At 41.3% G+C, this 15,862-nt stretch carries 17 protein-coding genes and 1 pseudogene; 11 read left to right on the forward strand and 7 right to left on the reverse strand.

What is annotated here, in order from left to right; genetic code table 11:
- Positions 1-232 precede the first annotated feature (232 nt).
- A complete protein-coding gene (locus TRESU_RS14280; protein WP_013701847.1) occupies positions 233-1,192 on the reverse strand; it encodes a formylglycine-generating enzyme family protein in 960 nt (319 codons plus the stop codon).
- A gap of 308 nt (positions 1,193-1,500) precedes the next feature.
- Between TRESU_RS14280 and TRESU_RS08525 the strand changes: the two genes are divergently transcribed.
- The 3 genes from TRESU_RS08525 (at position 1,501) to TRESU_RS08535 (ending at position 4,723) form a co-directional block, all read left to right on the forward strand.
- Positions 1,501-3,285: a DUF3427 domain-containing protein gene (locus TRESU_RS08525; RefSeq protein ID WP_052299560.1), complete on the forward strand. Its 1,785-nt coding sequence runs from the start codon at positions 1,501-1,503 to the stop codon at positions 3,283-3,285.
- A gap of 24 nt (positions 3,286-3,309) precedes the next feature.
- Positions 3,310-3,762, forward strand: coding sequence for a (deoxy)nucleoside triphosphate pyrophosphohydrolase (locus TRESU_RS08530; protein WP_013701849.1), 453 nt, complete (start codon positions 3,310-3,312; stop codon positions 3,760-3,762).
- A 262-nt stretch (positions 3,763-4,024) separates the two neighbouring features.
- Positions 4,025-4,723 carry an SIMPL domain-containing protein gene (locus TRESU_RS08535; RefSeq protein WP_013701850.1) on the forward strand — a complete coding sequence of 233 codons (699 nt, stop codon included), beginning with the start codon at positions 4,025-4,027 and terminating at the stop codon, positions 4,721-4,723.
- A 116-nt stretch (positions 4,724-4,839) separates the two neighbouring features.
- Here the strand turns inward: TRESU_RS08535 and TRESU_RS08540 are convergent, their stop codons facing one another.
- Positions 4,840-5,196: an arsenate reductase family protein gene (locus TRESU_RS08540; RefSeq protein WP_013701851.1), complete on the reverse strand. Its 357-nt coding sequence runs from the start codon at positions 5,194-5,196 to the stop codon at positions 4,840-4,842.
- A 124-nt stretch (positions 5,197-5,320) separates the two neighbouring features.
- On the opposite strand from TRESU_RS08540, the gene TRESU_RS08545 reads away from it, so the two are divergent.
- From TRESU_RS08545 to TRESU_RS08560, 4 genes are all read left to right on the forward strand, one after another.
- The gene (locus TRESU_RS08545) at positions 5,321-6,541 is read left to right on the forward strand and encodes an ATP-binding protein (protein WP_013701852.1); all 1,221 of its coding nucleotides are present in this window, start codon (positions 5,321-5,323) and stop codon (positions 6,539-6,541) included.
- Between the two features lie 72 nt (positions 6,542-6,613).
- The gene (locus TRESU_RS08550; RefSeq protein ID WP_013701853.1) at positions 6,614-7,198 is read left to right on the forward strand and encodes a TIGR01440 family protein; all 585 of its coding nucleotides are present in this window, start codon (positions 6,614-6,616) and stop codon (positions 7,196-7,198) included.
- A 227-nt stretch (positions 7,199-7,425) separates the two neighbouring features.
- Entirely contained in the window at positions 7,426-8,721 is a 1,296-nt protein-coding gene (locus TRESU_RS08555; RefSeq protein WP_013701854.1) for an HlyC/CorC family transporter, read from the forward strand.
- Between the two features lie 191 nt (positions 8,722-8,912).
- Positions 8,913-9,329, forward strand: a complete 417-nt coding sequence (locus TRESU_RS08560) for a hypothetical protein (protein ID WP_013701855.1) — start codon at positions 8,913-8,915, stop codon at positions 9,327-9,329.
- Positions 9,330-9,592: 263 nt separating this feature from the next.
- Here the strand turns inward: TRESU_RS08560 and TRESU_RS15370 are convergent.
- The 4 genes and pseudogenes from TRESU_RS15370 to TRESU_RS08580 form a co-directional block, all read right to left on the reverse strand.
- Positions 9,593-10,255: pseudogene (locus tag TRESU_RS15370) on the reverse strand (HaeIII family restriction endonuclease); the annotation flags it as partial.
- A 12-nt stretch (positions 10,256-10,267) separates the two neighbouring features.
- Positions 10,268-10,774, reverse strand: a complete 507-nt coding sequence (locus TRESU_RS08570; protein WP_013701856.1) for a hypothetical protein — start codon at positions 10,772-10,774, stop codon at positions 10,268-10,270.
- On the reverse strand, positions 10,771-11,013 hold the full coding sequence (locus tag TRESU_RS08575) for a hypothetical protein (RefSeq protein WP_013701857.1): 243 nt from the start codon (positions 11,011-11,013) through the stop codon (positions 10,771-10,773). The genes TRESU_RS08570 and TRESU_RS08575 overlap by 4 nt, the downstream gene beginning before the upstream one ends.
- Positions 11,007-11,396, reverse strand: a complete 390-nt coding sequence (locus tag TRESU_RS08580; protein ID WP_013701858.1) for a DNA cytosine methyltransferase — start codon at positions 11,394-11,396, stop codon at positions 11,007-11,009. The genes TRESU_RS08575 and TRESU_RS08580 overlap by 7 nt, the downstream gene beginning before the upstream one ends.
- Before the next feature lie 486 nt (positions 11,397-11,882).
- Here TRESU_RS08580 and TRESU_RS08585 point away from each other — a divergent pair, with 486 nt between their 5' ends.
- Positions 11,883-12,593, forward strand: a complete 711-nt coding sequence (locus tag TRESU_RS08585; protein WP_013701859.1) for a DUF6261 family protein — start codon at positions 11,883-11,885, stop codon at positions 12,591-12,593.
- A gap of 111 nt (positions 12,594-12,704) precedes the next feature.
- Here the strand turns inward: TRESU_RS08585 and TRESU_RS15160 are convergent, their stop codons facing one another.
- Positions 12,705-12,863: a hypothetical protein gene (locus TRESU_RS15160; protein ID WP_169309753.1), complete on the reverse strand. Its 159-nt coding sequence runs from the start codon at positions 12,861-12,863 to the stop codon at positions 12,705-12,707.
- A 198-nt stretch (positions 12,864-13,061) separates the two neighbouring features.
- Between TRESU_RS15160 and TRESU_RS08590 the strand changes: the two genes are divergently transcribed.
- The 3 genes from TRESU_RS08590 (at position 13,062) to TRESU_RS08600 (ending at position 15,848) form a co-directional block, all read left to right on the forward strand.
- Positions 13,062-13,715: a class I SAM-dependent methyltransferase gene (locus tag TRESU_RS08590; protein ID WP_013701860.1), complete on the forward strand. Its 654-nt coding sequence runs from the start codon at positions 13,062-13,064 to the stop codon at positions 13,713-13,715.
- A gap of 143 nt (positions 13,716-13,858) precedes the next feature.
- Positions 13,859-14,644: a type II restriction endonuclease gene (locus TRESU_RS08595; RefSeq protein ID WP_013701861.1), complete on the forward strand. Its 786-nt coding sequence runs from the start codon at positions 13,859-13,861 to the stop codon at positions 14,642-14,644.
- Positions 14,645-14,657: 13 nt separating this feature from the next.
- Complete coding sequence (locus TRESU_RS08600) at positions 14,658-15,848, forward strand: site-specific DNA-methyltransferase (protein WP_013701862.1); 1,191 nt, start codon at positions 14,658-14,660, stop codon at positions 15,846-15,848.
- The last annotated feature ends 14 nt before the right edge of the window (positions 15,849-15,862 follow it).

Consider the following 15,862-nt stretch of genomic DNA (forward strand, 5'->3'; position numbering starts at 1 on the left):
TACAAGACTAAAAAAATCTGTATTTGGTCGAATGTCGAGTTTTTATAAAAACAGCTACTAAACAGTTATTCCTATGCTAACAAGGCTGTCATTCCCGTGCTTGTTTGTATGTCATTCCCGCACTCGTTGCGGGAATCTATCTTTTTTTTTACAACAGCGCCTGCTCGCTGCCAGTATTACTTGCCTGTTCCGCTACGGCTTAACGCCTGCCCTGCACCGCAGTAGCTCGCCATTACTTGCCTGTGGAGCGGACAATGCGGAAGCCCAAGTTGTTGCTGGTGATATTGGCGTTGAGCCAGTACTTGTAGTCCACCTCGCAGCCGTAGGCGTTGCTGCACCAGCTGCCGCCGCAGTTGCAGCGGTACTCGCTGATGTTGGGGTTGGAATCCCAGCACCATTCCCAAACGTTACCGCTCATGTCGTACAGACCGTAGTCGTTAGGCTTTTTCTGTGCAACTGGATGTGTCTTTTTTCCACTGTTTTCGCTATACCAGCCCACTTCGTCTAAGTTATCGCTTCCGCTATACTTGTAGTCCTGTCCGCCCTTTGCCGCATACTGCCATTCTTCCATTGTAGGCAGGCGGTAGCCGTTTGCGTTTTCATCTTGGCTTACGGTTCCTGTTATTATATTTCCTTTGTGAGGAGCATAGCTCCATTTTTCTACATCAGGTTCACCATCAACAGCATAGACTGGAGTCAAACCGAACATATCACTTAATTTGTTGCAAAAATAAACTGCGTCATACCAACTCACCTGTTCCACTGGAAGATTCTTTTCTTCCTTGAAGTTGCTAGGATTCTCACCCATTACAGACTTATTAAGCTCCTGTGTAACCTCAGTTGCAAGAATAGAAAATTCCTTTCCTGGAACAGCGATCATAAGCTTGTCAACATTTTCATACGTAACGCCCTCTGCCAAGGCAGCCTTGACAGGCTCTGGCTTTGTTTCGCCAGAATTTGAATCATCCTTGCCATCATTTGGTTTTATTTCACCGGAATTGTTCTTGTCAACATCCGCCCCCCCCTCAAGGGTTGCCCCAACAGTTGAATCTCCATTGTCGTCTTCTGAGTCAGAGCATGAAATCTGCAAGGGAACTGCAAACAGTATAATTGCGCAGATAGCAAAAGTTGAAAAAGACAGCCCGCTCTTGCGGCCGCCAGCCAAGCTAAAACATTTTTTCAAGGTTTTCATTTTTTACCCCCGTATAATCTTTTGAAGCCACCATTTAGATGTAATATGATTTCTGTATTGATTGTCTCTGTCATTGTGGCAACATTTTCAGCAACTGCTTCAAAACTCATTTTGCGCCTCCTGACAAAAGGATACTATACAAATTTTACAGTGTCAAGAAAAATAAAATAATCCGCTTGAATTTTAACAAGAGCTTTATAAATTAAAAAGCATTTCATGCATTCCATAAGATAAGAGTCTTTATATCCGGCTAAGGGACGCGCTTTCGCATGATTTAGTCTGCCCTTTTCACTATTTTGGGCTTACAGATGCGGAAGGAATCGACTATTCAAAAATTAAGGCCGAGCCAGGAACAAGCAAATATTATAGAAGAAATTGCAAATATGCTCATGGTGAACCGCCGCGTTGATTACATCATTGAAAGAATGAATTTCTACGGACACGATGGCGAAAAGACAAAAGCTCTTGGATTCTGCGCGACTGTAAAGCATGCTAAATACATGGCGGAAGAATTTAACAAAAGACTTTCAAAAAATAATGGACAAGTTGCGGTTGCTCTTTCAGGAGATGACAGCGTTGAAGTCCGCGAAAAATATGCACGTCTTTTGGAAGATGACAATTCTCCGCTTCAATACATTTTTTCAGTCGATATTTTTAACGAAGGAATTGATATTCCATCAGTAAACACAGTCTTGCTGCTGCGTCCTACTGACTCTTCAATAATTTTTATTCAGCAGCTTGGACGAGGCTTGCGCAAACTGGGCGGCAAAGAATTCGTAACAGTTCTGGACTTTATCAGAAACTACAAAAAGTCTTTCTTGATGGCGATTGCCCTGAACGGAAAGCAGGATTACGACCGCGATTCATTGAAGCTTGAAGTTGCAAATGATTTTGCGGACTTGCCGAACGGAACTTACATTCACATGGACAAAATCACAAAGGAACAGATTCTGCGCCAGCTTGAAAATGAAAAATTCATGTCGCTTAAATATATGAAAGAATCATATTTTTCGTTTAAGCATGTATGCGGCGGAAAAGTCCCGTTTCTTGTTGATTACTTAAAGCATGACGGAAGCACTGATCCTGTGCGGTTTACGGTTTTCAGCCCGAACTACAAGACGTATTTCGATTTTGCCGCATACATTGAAAAAGAATCGCATCCTGAATTTTCTCTGATTAACGAAGACGAATCTTTCAGGCAGATTATGCAGCTTCTAAGTTTTTATTCGCCTGCAAGACGCGCGGAAGAATGGATTATCGCAGAAACAATTTTTAATTCAGAAAATTACTTTGCTTCTGTTGATGAAATTGCAGAAAAGGCAAGAAAATACCTTTCTTTTGTGAATAAAACTTCTATCGTTCATGCCTGCCAGACGCTTAGCGGAACATATTTTGACACAAGCGAAAAAACACGGTACGAAAAGGCGATTTTTAATTTTGACGGAACTTCAGTTTCATTCAATAAAAACACGGTCGATTCCCTTGAAAATTCAAGATTTTCCGCACAAAAGAAGCTTTGGGTAGAAGACTTGATTCAATACAATCTTTTGCGTTACCAAAACGAATTCGGCTCAGATGATTATTCTGAAAACGGAACTTTGCCGTTTTTAAAGCTTTACCAAAAATACACGATGCGCGACGCGGCTCTTTTATGCGACTATACAAAAATCCATTCTTCGTTCCGCGGACAAGGACTTATAACTTCCGCAAAGCCAGATTATTTTCTATTTGTGAACCTGCACAAGGATGCGGACATAAAAGATTCAATAAATTATGCTGACAGATTCATAACGCCGGACCATTTTCAGTGGCAGTCGCCAAACAGCACAACGCAAAATTCTGAAGTCGGACAGAACTTAATCCGCAACATCGAAAGAAAAATCCGACTTCATCTTTTTGTACGCAAATTTGAAAAAGTAGAAAACATAACCCAGCCGTTCATTTATCTTGGTCAGGTTTCAACTTTTCCGGGCAGCGCGGAAGGCAACAAGCCAATCACAATGAAATTCGCGCTTCATAGCCGTGTTCCTGACGAGCTTTTCAACGACTTTATAACACGCACCGACAAAATGGGAAAAAACAGCGATAATTGACTTTACAAAAAAAGGACTGAAAAAATGAACAACGCAAATATAACAAAAAACGATTGTAAAACCCAAACTACACCGCTCAAGCAAATCCACGTTTCTGCGGCGGTAATTTTCCGTACTGTGGCTGGCGGCGAAAAGCTGGTTTTTGCGACGCAGCGTGGCTACGGAGAATGGAAGGACTGGTGGGAGTTTCCGGGCGGAAAGATTGAAGATGGAGAAAGCGCGGAACAGGCGGTTGTGCGGGAAATACGCGAGGAGCTTGCGACGGAAATCCGGGCAGAACGAAAACTCTGCACGGTTGAATACGACTACCCCGCTTTTCATCTGACAATGGAATGTTTTTTGTGCTCAATTGTTTCCGGGAAGCTTACTCTGCTTGAGCACGAGAACGCGGCATGGCTTTCCGAAGAAAAGCTTAAAAGCGTAAAATGGCTTCCTGCGGATGTGGAAGTTCTAGAAAATCTAAAGGAACTTTTTTAGGCGGATGCGGTAGCGCTGGGAGCAATGCCGGAGGCAGTCCGAACAAAGTGAGGACCGCGTGCAGCAAGTTGCGGACATAGCGACAGTCAAGAGTCTTAGGCTCTTGACTGACCGCCCATAAACATTCTGTTAAAAAACTGTCGCAACCTTTTTCACGCGAAGTTGTTCAATAGACATAATCCAAAAAATTTTATATTTACGTTTCATGGTGATTTTTTAGATTCAATTTATTATATTTTTAGAAAAACATTCGGAGGAAAAAATGAAAGAACTAAAGGCATTAATTCTGGCGGTATCGGTTTCGCTTGTCGTGTCGGCGGCGATTGTTTCCGTGGGGCTTTCAAAAATAGCAAGGCCTGACAGGACAGTTACGGTGCGCGGACTTGCGGAAAAAGAAGTTGATGCCGACCTTGCGCTCTGGCCGCTCACATTCACGCTTGGAGCAAACAGCCTTACGCAGCTCCAGAAAGACATTCTTGCAAAAACTCAGACCGTAAAGGAATATCTTGCGGACCACGGACTTTCAGAAGAAGACTACACGGTTCAGTCGCCAAGCATAACGGACAACACAATCAATCCGTATATGGACCGGGACAAAATTCTCTACACTTACCTTGCGCAGACGGTGATCCTCGTGCGCTCGTCAAAAGTCGCTGAAGTGAAAAAAGCGCAGGACGATTCCCTTGACCTGATGAGCAGCGGAATCGCAGTCTCAAAGGACTACAACAGCAAGATTTCATTTGAATTCACAAAGCTGAATGACATAAAACCGCAGATGATTGCGGAGGCGACAAAAAACGCACGCACAGCAGCAGAGCAGTTTGCACATGACTCCGGAAGCAAAGTCGGAAAAATCAAAACCGCAACTCAGGGATTTTTCAGCATAGAAAATGCCGCCGAAGACCTTCAGGAAAAGAAGACAATCCGCGTGGTAACCACAGTCGAATATCTTTTAAAATAGAAACAGACTGACCGGTCTGGAAAATCGGAATCCGCCTAGGAAGAACACACTGCGGCGGATTATTTTTTTTCAATCACCCCCTGAACAAAAAGCAGCCTTACAGCACTTCAAGAAATCTACTTCCACCCTTCCCAGATTTTCACTTCAAGACCGCAGGTGGCGGCGTTTTTTCCGTTGCGGCAAACAGGAAGTTTCAGAAGAAGCTGGTTTTCAAAAAGTTTTTCTTCCTTGTCAGAGTCATCAAGATACGCGAACGATGCGTAATCCTTTGAGTTTTTATCCGCCAAAAGCTCAATCGCCTCTGCCCTGGAGCCGGCCGCACGCGAAACCGATTCCACTACGCTTTCAAATTCGCCGCGGCTCATCTCTTTTTCCTTTAAATCCACAAACTGAAAAGGAATCCTCCGCTCCTTGAACCACATCTGCGCTTTTTTTGTGTCAAAATTTTTTGTTGTTCCAAAAATTTGAATCATGCAGACATTATAGCAAAAAACCGGAGAAAATTATAGACAGGACAAAGCAAACTTCGCAGATTTTTCAAAATAAACTTTGAAACAACATTGACTTACAGGATTTTTCAAAGTACACTTTGAATAAATGACAAGAAACACATATTTTCAAAGTATAGAAGCATTCAAAGACAAGCAGGTCATAAAAGTTCTGACAGGAATACGCCGCTGCGGAAAATCCGTGCTCATGGAACAATTCATGCAGAGCCTTTTGGAAAGAGGCGTTTCAGAGAGGCAGATTACTTACATCAGGCTTGACGACTTGGACAACGAGCTTTTACTGGAATATCACAATCTTTATGCGTTTATAAAATCCGCGCTTTTGGAAGACAGGATGAACTATGTTTTTATTGACGAGGTTCAATTGTGCAAGGATTTTCAGAAGCCGGTAGAAACACTTTTCAACTGCAAAAACGTGGATCTGTATCTTACAGGCTCGAACGCGGACTTGCTGTCTGGTGAACTTGCCACTCTTTTAAGCGGAAGATACGTTACGATTGACATGCTTCCGTTTTCATTTTGCGAATACCTTGAATGCATAAAGGAAAATAATTTTCCGGCTCAGACGACCGAAGAAAACTATTACGACTACGTAAAATTCGGAAGCATGCCGTTCACAGTCCAGCTCAAAAAGAACACAGAAAGCGTATATCAGTACCTGAACGGAGTTTACAACACGATAATCGTAAAGGACATAGCAAGGCGGCATCAGATAAAGGACGTCGCGGTTCTTGAAGCCGTAATAAAATTCATGTTCCAGAACTGCGGAAATTTCTGCACCTCAAAAAAAATCAGCGACACACTTACAAGCTCCGGAAGAAAAACAAGCCAGCCCACAGTCGAAAACTATATGCGCTTTCTTGAGGAATGTTTTCTAGTCTACAGGGTCGAACGCTACGATGTGCGCGGAAAGGAGCTTCTGAAAAACATCTCAAAATACTACATCGCCGACACAGGACTGCGGAACATGCTTTTGGGCTACAGAAATATCGACATGGGACACATCCTTGAAAACCAGATTTTTCTTGAGCTTAAGCGGCAGCATTTTACGATTTACACAGGAAGAAACCTCGACGCCGAAATAGACTTTGTGGCAAAAAACCAGACCTCACTCTTCTACATCCAGGTCGCAGAAACCGTAAAGGACGAGGAGACGCTGAAACGCGAACTTGCCGCCTTCAAAAACATTCCGGACTCGTACCCAAGAATTCTTATCACGATGGACAGAAACCTGAATTCAGACTTCAACGGAATCCGAAACATAAACGCGCTCGATTTTCTTACAGGAAAGGAGAAGCTTGTTTTTTAGAAGCAGGAAGGGAAAAAACTCTCTGCACAAAAATAAAAATTGTGATACCATTCTGCCCATAAGGACAAAATTATGAATCAGAACGAAAATAAAACGACAACGGCGGAATCCCTTTCTGAAATTTCCGCTCAGCTTGAAAAGATAATTACAGAACTGCTCGATTCGCATCCGCAGAAAAAAGGCTCGGTTTTTGTAATCGGCTGCTCGACGAGCGAAGTTACCGGCGGCTCAATCGGAAAAAATTCCAGCGAGGAAACAGGAAAAATAATTTTTGAGACAGCGAACCGGGTTCTTTCTTCAAAAGGAATTTTTCTTGCCTGCCAGTGCTGCGAGCACTTGAACCGCGCGCTTGTTGTTGAGCGTGAGTGCGCCGAAAAATTCGGTCTTGAAGAAGTTTGCGTTGTGCCGTGGATTCACGGAGGAGGCTCGTTTGCGACGGCGGCATACTACGGCTTTAAGGAGCCTGTTGTGGTTGAGCACGTAAAGGCTACAGCAGGACTTGACATCGGAAGCACGCTGATTGGAATGCATATAAAAGAAGTCGCAGTTCCTGTCCACCCGGAACAGAAATTTATTGGAAAAGCTTACATTACGGCGGCATACTCAAGACCAAAACTGATTGGCGGAGAGCGGGCAAGATACACGGCAGAAAGATAATTGAAGCGTTAGGGATTGAAGCACCTGCGGAGCAGTTCCGAAACGAAGTGAAGGAATGAGCGGATAGCGAAGTGCGAAAAGCCCGGCTTTACGACCTTTGCATCGAAGTGGAAAAGGACTGTCAGTTTGAGAACATATCCTGTCAGATATTTGACCAACCACCCGAAATATTATACTCTTCGGAATAGGGGACGCACGTTCCCGCATTTTATTTTTTGGGGGATTTTATGCCCGACGGGTCGATACCCTTACTTGTTTCTCTTTTTGTTTTGATTGCTTTTTCCGCTTTTTTTTCTGCAACGGAAACTGCATACACCAGCGCCAGCAGAATCCGGCTCAAGTCGCTTGCAACGGGCGGCAACAGAAGGGCTGAAAAAGTTCTTGCGCTCTGCGAAAATTCCTACGACAAGCTTCTAAGCACAATTCTGATTGGCAACAACATCGTGAACCTTTCGGCTTCAACAATAAGCGCGCTTTTTTTTGCAAAGATTCTTTTTGGAAGCCGGCTGAATCCGTCCATAGTTTCAACCGCGGCGATTACGGTTGTTGTGCTGATTTTCGGCGAGATTACGCCAAAGTACATCGGCAAATTCTGCGCGGAAAAACTTGCGATGGCGGTCTATCCTTTTATTTCAATTCTGATTTTTTTATTTTATCCGCTGAACATTGTGTTTTCCGGCTGGAAGAAGCTGATTGTCAGGATTTTCCGCTTTAAGGCTAAGGATGTGATTACCGAAGAGGAAATTATAACCATGGTTGAGGAGGCCGAGGAAGACGGCACGATTAAAAAGGAAGAAACGAACCTTATCCGCTCGGTGATTGAATTTGACGACCTTGATGCGAAGGACGTTCTTGTTCCGCGCGTGAATATCTGCGCGGTTGAGGCCGGCAGCGTGCCGGAAGAAATCATGAGGAAATTTGAGGAGAGCGGGTTTTCAAGGATTCCGGTTTACGAAGGCGACATCGACACAATCATCGGAATAATCCACGAGAAAGATTTTTTCAGAGCGTTTCAGGCGGATGAGAAAAACAACTCAAAAGACAGCGAAAAATCCAGCGGCCTGTTTATAAAGTCAATTATGCAGAAACCGTTCTTTGCCATTGAAACAACAAAAATTTCCCTGCTTTTACGAAAAATGCAGAAAGAGCGGAACCACATGGCGATTGTGATAGACGAATACGGCGGAACTTCGGGTCTTATTACAATGGAAGACATTCTTGAGGAGCTTGTAGGCGAAATTTACGATGAGCACGACAGCGACAGCGATTCCGGCTGCATAAAGCCCTGCGGTGAAAATGCTTTTATTGTAAGCGGCGAAACTTCAGTGAGCAAGATGATGAAATATTTTGAGCTTGACGAGGACGAAACCAGCGGCTCTACCACGGTCAGCGGCTGGATAACAGAAAAACTGGGAGACTTTCCGGAAGAAGGAAAAAAACTCCGCTGGCAGGACAAGATTGAAATAGAAGTCCTTAAAACCGACAAGAACACAATCCGAAGCCTAAAGGTTGTAAAACTGTAAGCCCGACACGGTGGCGGTCGGAGTACAACTAATTGAAATGAAGACCGCTGCCGAAGCCCCGAAAAAAGGGACAAACATTATATTCATACTTGATTCAGGTCAAAGCAAAGAAAAAGTTTTACTTGACAATTTCCATGAAAAGAAATAACAATAGAGGCGTAAACCAATCTAATATTTTTTCGGAGCTTATTATGTGTTTATCAAAAAAATCAAAGATTGCATTGATTTTGATTATGATTACAGCATCTGCTTGTTTTGCCCAGAAATGGAAAGGTATTGTAAAAGGAATTGAAAGCAGAACCGGCGGAAATAACAACTCTCAAGCAATAGAAAAAAATGAACCGAAAGAAACGAACAATGCCAAGAAAAATACTGCAAAACTCTCAAACAATCCTCAAGTCCAGAAAAAAGCCGCTTACCTTACAAAGGCCGAAGTCGCACTAAATTCAAAAGATTACAATACAGCCGCAGAAAACTACAACAAAGCTGCAAAAACAAAACTTCCGTCGAACGTTGACAAATCTGACGCCGACATACTTAACACCTGGACTAAAGAAATTTATGCAAGGCTTCAGTACCAAAATATCAAAAGTTTAAAAAATAGATAGCATTCAGCTCCCGGCTTTACACAATGTAAACCGGGATTTTTTTGCGTTCCCTGCCTCACGGCAGGTCGGGCTTTCCGCACTTCGCCGACTAACCGCGGCTCATTCCACCACTTCGTTCCGGAACTGCTCCGCAGGTGCTACAATCCCTAACGCTTTAGCGTTAAGACGTACGCCCAAGCGTACACGCCAGATAAACGAGTTTTGCGCCAGCAAAATCTCGCAGCAAACCGTAGGTTTACAAATCCCTAACGAAAAATGCTACATCACAGCCAATAACTGTTGATAGTAATAATACTTGCAGGCATTCCAATAATCTGAATATCAAACTTCAGGCTTGATTCGACTTTTGTTGATGCATTATGAATTCTGAAACTGAACTGCCAGCCGTTATCAAGGTACATTTCCAATGTATTTGAAGAACCTGTTTTAAAATCAAAGGCTACAATTTTTGTCGGCAAAGTTGAAATCGGAACAATCTTTTTAGGCTTTTGCTTTTTTGCAGGTTTATTTAAAGTTCCGTGCATATTATACGTCTGCAATTGCGTCATCTGCTGGCTGTCAACACTTATAACTTTATAGAAATCATATTCACCTAACAGATATTCAACGAGTTTTTTAGGAAGATTTTTATCTTTTAAATAAGCATTTTTTATTTCCGTCTCGAACGCATTCAAAAGAGGAACGTAAACTTTGCTATCTTTCTATTCCATCTCTCGCCATAACATTCCAGTTTTCTTACATTCGTCAAGATAATCAAAAATCGGATTTACAGTCTGCCAATATTCATCTGAGCATTTGTCACTGTACCATTTATGTCCAAAATCAATAGTCCTGCTTAATCTGCTGTGTTTTACTGCAAAATGGTTGTGTTTAATGCTAAGTCCGATTTCCCATTTTATACCGCTCCGGATAATCAGAATATCTCTGACATCGCCCTTTTAATATCCGATAAGTAATATACCCTTTAATGGTAATTTTATTCTGTTTGATATATACATAGTTTCAAGGAAAGTATGAATTATTTCAAAATCTGCGTGACTCCTATAAACATTCCTGACAGCAAGAACTAAATACTCAACGTCAAACATCATACACGCTTCAAAAATATCTTTTAAAAATTGATTATTTTCTGTAGCCCTTCCAGCTTCAACTTCTATTACAATCCTACCGTCATTACTTAAAGCATCTGCATAAAAAGATTTATCAACATTGTTATTTTTTCCGAAAAGAACTGGAACATCAATTTTTTCACTTTTACCTTTTCCGGTTTCTACAGTGAAATTATTCTTTTCAAGTAAAGGTCGTACTTTTTTCAAAACATCATTAGATTTTAATTCATTTAAAGTTGAATCAATTTCTTTTTCAACTGACAAAAAAGATTTTATTACTGCTTGAATTTCCGATGTTATTCCTTGAGATCTTGGAAAAAACTGATATTGTATCAAATTGATTCTCCTATAAACTTTGAAATATACTCATCGTCCATCAAAAAAATTTCCTTTGGAACATAAAAAAAAATCTTTTCATCAATTTCCATTGCTGTTTTTGAATGATAAGTTTCTCCGTCTGGCAATAATTGCGATTCAAAATCCTCAGTTGCAATTATATAATTACAATTAAAATTACTAAAATAAACAGTTTTATATGGATATTTATGATTTTTATATTCAAAAAAATCTAGCATAAGCCTCTCTTTGCCTCCGAATGCCGCTTTGCCAACATTCCGCTCACATTTTCCGCAAGGAAAAATTTCGGTCTTTTGTTTTTTAGGATTCTGATATATTCATAAAAAAGTTTTCCGCGAGGATCATCAATTCCGCGCAAAGAACCAGCTTCTGACCAGGACTGACAAGGCGGACCTCCGATAATTCCATCAATCTCATCTGGAAAATCTTCTTCCTTTATATTTCTGATGTCGCCACGGATAAGTTTTGTATTCGGATGATTTTTTTCAAAAGTTGCCCAAATTGACGAGTCAAACTCATTTGCAATCGGAATTTCAAATCCCGCTTTTTCAAATCCCAAATCAAGACCGCCACAGCCACTGAAAAGACTTATTACTTTCATCTGGATTCTCCAACAAAAAAAGTTAATTTATTGTAACAATTTTTATGGCTTTTTGCATTAACAAAAATTTCATTTCTACCCCAACGCACTTTCTGCTCGTTCGAAAATCTTTACACACCGCCCAACGCAATTGTTAGTCATTCGAAAACTTTAACGCTTCGCCCAGCGCACTTTCAGTTCATTCGAGGACTTTAACGCGTTGCCCAGCACATTTTCAGCTTGTGCGAAAACTTTAACGTGCTTCCCAACGAAATTTCAGCTTATTCGAAAATTTTTATTCACGGCCCAAGCCGTTTTTGGTTTATAAAATTTTTGGAAAATGGCTGTCTGCTTGTTGTCGGTCTAGGCATTTTCCCTGTATCATTTTCATACAGAGTTTAATTCCAATTCATTGTAGAAACGGAGGAAACTATCGGGATTGTACATTTTGGCTTCTTTCAAAATGACCAATCAAATTCTTAGCCATTTTTTTTCATAGGAGTCAAAATGAAAAAAATCAATTCTAATATGCGTGTCGCAGAATTGGACACGCTTTCTGACGTTCTTATACGTATGTACAAGGATTCTTCCGCTGCTGAAAACGCGCTTTCCAAGGACACGAACCTTTCGCTCATCATGGCGGAAGTTGAAAAGCTTTCTGCGGACATCACCACGGCAATCAAAAGCGACCGTGTCTCAAGCACTCTTGACGAGGCGGACATTGCGCGCGACGGGATTATCAGGAATCTGGGCGACGCTCTCACAGGCTACTCGGCGATTCCTGTCGCGGCGAAAAAGGATTCCGCCCAGAATCTTCTTGCGGTTTTCAGCAAGTATGGAAAGCAGATTACACAGAAAAACTTTGCGGAAGAATCGTCTTTGATTGAAAGCATGCTTGAGGACTTTGGCGCGGAAAATCTTTCTTCTGACATCGCGGCTTTGGACGGCGTGGGAGAGCTGGTTTCGGAATTGCGGACGGCTCAAGACAGCTTCAACAAGGCGAACGATGAGTACACAAAAGCGAGCGTGAACAGGGGCGAAAGCGCGACTTCGGTAAAGAAGAGCCTGATTTCCGCCCTGAACGACAAGTTCGTGCCGTACCTTTCTGCGGTTGCGCCTCTTGCGGACTACAAGGACTTCGCCACAAAGTGCGAAGCTGAAATCATAAAGGCAAACGCGACTGTCAGCGGAAGAAAAAAGACTGATAAGGCTAAGTAGATTTTTGTGATACAGCTAAACATTAAAATTAGCTAGCGAACGGCGGAATTTCATGCCGGATTGAGCTTTTACAGAAAGTTCATCTTGAGTTGGAATTCCGCTTTTGTTTCTTTAAATCTCCACCGCAAAGCACACGCACGCATCGCCCCTTTCGTTCGTCGCGTTTTGCACTTCGATTTTTCCGCCGTGTAGGATTGCGATTGCCTGCGCGATTGAAAGACCAAGTCCTGAGCCTGCCGTGCAGATGATTTTTATCCGGGTGTTCGTCAAGTTTTTTTCGGCTTCAGTTCAGTTACGACTTTCGCCTCCCCTCCTGCGCTACGCTTCGGAACACGCCTATGGCGTGCCCCAACAATCCTTAACGCAAAAAGTGTTTTATTAAAAAAAAGTATTTACAGAGCCTTTGTTCATCCGCTCTGCCAGATGTGATATACTCAGCTCAGCAAATCAACTTTTGGAGTAAATCGCATGGCAGATAAAATACAGGACGCTTACGAATCGTCAAAAAATATATATGACGGTGTCCTTACGCAGGGGAATTTTTTCAGCAGGATGTATATCAAGCTGTTCTGGAGCGGAACGGATGACAATGAAATCGCGCGGAAAGTCTTGTCATACATTCCTGATGATTTTTCAGGAAAACTTCTTGATGTTCCGGTCGGAACTGCCGTGTTCACGCAGCGCAAATGGTCGACCCTGAAAAATGCACACATCACTTGCCTTGATTACAGCACGGATATGCTTGAGCAGGCAAAGAGGAGGCTTGACGGCAAGGCGCATATCAATTTCATTCAGGGCGATGTGGGAAACCTGCAAATGGACGATGAATCTTTTGACATCGTTCTAAGCATGAACGGTTTCCATGCGTTTCCAGACAAACAGAAAGCATTCCGCGAAACCTTCCGCGTACTTAAATCCGGCGGTGATTTTATCGCCTGCTTCTATATCAGGGGAAAATCCAAAAGGACGGACTGGCTTGTAAAAAACATTCTCGCAAAGAAAGGCTGGTTCACTCCTCCGTTTCAGACTGAAGAAGAACTGAAAAATACTTTGCAGAAAATGTACAAAGAAGTCGAACTTCACGTTGACGGCTCTATGGCGTATTTTCACTGCGTAAAATAGCTTTGACTTGAACAGACAGCAAAGTTTCGTCACAAAATTGCTTCATTAAAAAAACTCCGGCAAGGCAAAACCACTATGGAAGTTTTGGCAGAAATTGTGTATAGTAATTTTGCAAGCAGTAATTATTTTGGGAGAATAAAATCATGAACATTTGGATTCAACGAAGCATTGAACTTGCAAATAACAAAAACTATCTTGACAAACTTTTTGATGTTTACCCGATGATTCCAAATAAAATAAGAAAAATAGATGAAACATACTGGGACAGTATAGTCCAGGCGTTTAACAATAAAGACGATATCTGCTTAATAAAATATCTTCTTTATCTTGATTTGTTTCCAATAAAAGATTCTTATATTCCTTTTCTAAGAAGAGACACAGCAAATGCGCTCAAAAATAATCCAGAAACTGTAAAACGTCTTTGCAATAGACTTTATAAAATGGGACTAGATAAAATCCGTGAAAAATGCACAGAACCAAAAGAAACAAACAGGCAGATTGGACCTCTTTTTAAAAAATGGTGCAAAAATAGCTTCGATAAAACAAAACTCCTCTCAGTAACAGATTTTGAAAAAACAAATGAAAATGCAATTTTAGATGCCACTGACAAAGAAATGATGGATTGGGCTTTTAGGACAGTTAATTACAAACGAAATAAAGGCTTGGACTTTGCAGGTCGTTTTAATGGTAAATACTTAATTGGAGAAGCAAAATTTTTATCTGATTTTGGTGGTCATCAAGACGCACAATTAGAAGATGCTGTTCTTACCCTAACAGCTCCAAATGTAAAGGCTACAAAAATAGCAATTCTCGATGGTGTCTGCTGGTTAAAAACTAACAACAAAATGTACAAAGCAATAACCGAAGAATACTGTGAAGAAAATATAATGTCTGCTTTGCTTTTGAAAGATTTTATAAAAAGTCTGTAAGGAGGCAAAAAAAATGGAACTTACTTACAACGGCAAAAAATCGAAAAAAGAAATCCTGGGAATTCTTCCAACATCATACTTTTCAAAGCCGATTTCAGAAAAAGAAAATATTTTGATTAACGGCGACAATTTGGAAGCATTGCGGATTCTCGTTCACAATTCAAACTTAAAAGGCAAGATTGACCTAATTTATATTGACCCGCCTTTTGCAACCAACGGAACTTTTACAATCAGTGAGGAACGCGCAAGCACAATAAGCTCTAGCAAGAAAGATGAAATTGCTTATACGGATAATCTTCTTGGCGAAAAATTTTTAGAATTTTTGAGGGAGCGTCTTATTTTAGCACGTGAACTTTTAAGCGAGCGCGGTTCTATTTATCTTCATATTGATTACAAAATCGGGCATTATGTGAAAATCATTATGGATGAAATTTTCGGAACTAAAAATTTTAGGAACGACATAACAAGGATAAAATGCAATCCGAAAAATTTTTCACGCAAGGCTTACGGAAACATAAAAGACTTAATTCTTTTTTACTCAAAGGCAAGCAATCCTATTTGGAATGAGCCATTTATTCCATTTTCAGACGAAGATAAAACTCGTCTTTACAAAAAAATTGATGAACAGGGCAAATTTTACACAACAGTTCCACTTCACGCTCCAGGCGAGACAAAAGACGGAGTTACAGGCGGAACTTTCAGGGGAATGTTGCCACCAAAAGGCAGACACTGGCGCACATCCCCTGCAGAGCTTGAAAAACTAGACGAGCAGGGATTGATTGAATGGTCAAAAAACGGAGTTCCACGCAGAAAAATCTTTGCGGATGAACAGAAGGGAAAAAAACTACAGGACATTTGGGATTTCAAGGATTACCAATATCCAGTTTATCCAACAGAAAAAAATCTTGACCTTTTAAAGCTTATTGTTCAGACTTCCTCAAATCCTGAAAGTTTGGTCATGGACTTTTTCTGCGGTTCAGGAACAACTTTGATTGCAGCCCAAGAACTTGGCAGAAATTGGATTGGAATAGACAAATCCGAAAAGGCGATAGAAGTTACAAGAAAAAAAATAACCAAAGAAAATTCTTCTCTTTCCAAAGCAGATTTTGAATCAGTTAATCTTTTAGAAAAACAAGACCAGAATTCGCATAATGAAAATATTCTTGTTATGCAGAAAACTCCAAAAGTGTTAGTAACTGCATAATTTCCCGCCAACCT

Origin of the sequence: Treponema succinifaciens DSM 2489 (assembly GCF_000195275.1) — a bacterium.
Lineage (GTDB): Bacteria > Spirochaetota > Spirochaetia > Treponematales > Treponemataceae > Treponema_D > Treponema_D succinifaciens.

Coding starts and splice junctions, on each gene's coding strand:
- TRESU_RS14280 (WP_013701847.1), bottom strand. CDS start 1,192: ATGAAAACCTTGAAAAAATGTTTTAGCTTGGCTGGCGGCCGCAAGAGC.
- TRESU_RS08525 (WP_052299560.1), top strand. CDS start 1,501: ATGCGGAAGGAATCGACTATTCAAAAATTAAGGCCGAGCCAGGAACAA.
- TRESU_RS08530 (WP_013701849.1), top strand. CDS start 3,310: ATGAACAACGCAAATATAACAAAAAACGATTGTAAAACCCAAACTACA.
- TRESU_RS08535 (WP_013701850.1), top strand. CDS start 4,025: ATGAAAGAACTAAAGGCATTAATTCTGGCGGTATCGGTTTCGCTTGTC.
- TRESU_RS08540 (WP_013701851.1), bottom strand. CDS start 5,196: ATGATTCAAATTTTTGGAACAACAAAAAATTTTGACACAAAAAAAGCG.
- TRESU_RS08545 (WP_013701852.1), top strand. CDS start 5,321: ATGACAAGAAACACATATTTTCAAAGTATAGAAGCATTCAAAGACAAG.
- TRESU_RS08550 (WP_013701853.1), top strand. CDS start 6,614: ATGAATCAGAACGAAAATAAAACGACAACGGCGGAATCCCTTTCTGAA.
- TRESU_RS08555 (WP_013701854.1), top strand. CDS start 7,426: ATGCCCGACGGGTCGATACCCTTACTTGTTTCTCTTTTTGTTTTGATT.
- TRESU_RS08560 (WP_013701855.1), top strand. CDS start 8,913: ATGTGTTTATCAAAAAAATCAAAGATTGCATTGATTTTGATTATGATT.
- TRESU_RS08575 (WP_013701857.1), bottom strand. CDS start 11,013: ATGCTAGATTTTTTTGAATATAAAAATCATAAATATCCATATAAAACT.
- TRESU_RS08580 (WP_013701858.1), bottom strand. CDS start 11,396: ATGAAAGTAATAAGTCTTTTCAGTGGCTGTGGCGGTCTTGATTTGGGA.
- TRESU_RS08585 (WP_013701859.1), top strand. CDS start 11,883: ATGAAAAAAATCAATTCTAATATGCGTGTCGCAGAATTGGACACGCTT.
- TRESU_RS08590 (WP_013701860.1), top strand. CDS start 13,062: ATGGCAGATAAAATACAGGACGCTTACGAATCGTCAAAAAATATATAT.
- TRESU_RS08595 (WP_013701861.1), top strand. CDS start 13,859: ATGAACATTTGGATTCAACGAAGCATTGAACTTGCAAATAACAAAAAC.
- TRESU_RS08600 (WP_013701862.1), top strand. CDS start 14,658: ATGGAACTTACTTACAACGGCAAAAAATCGAAAAAAGAAATCCTGGGA.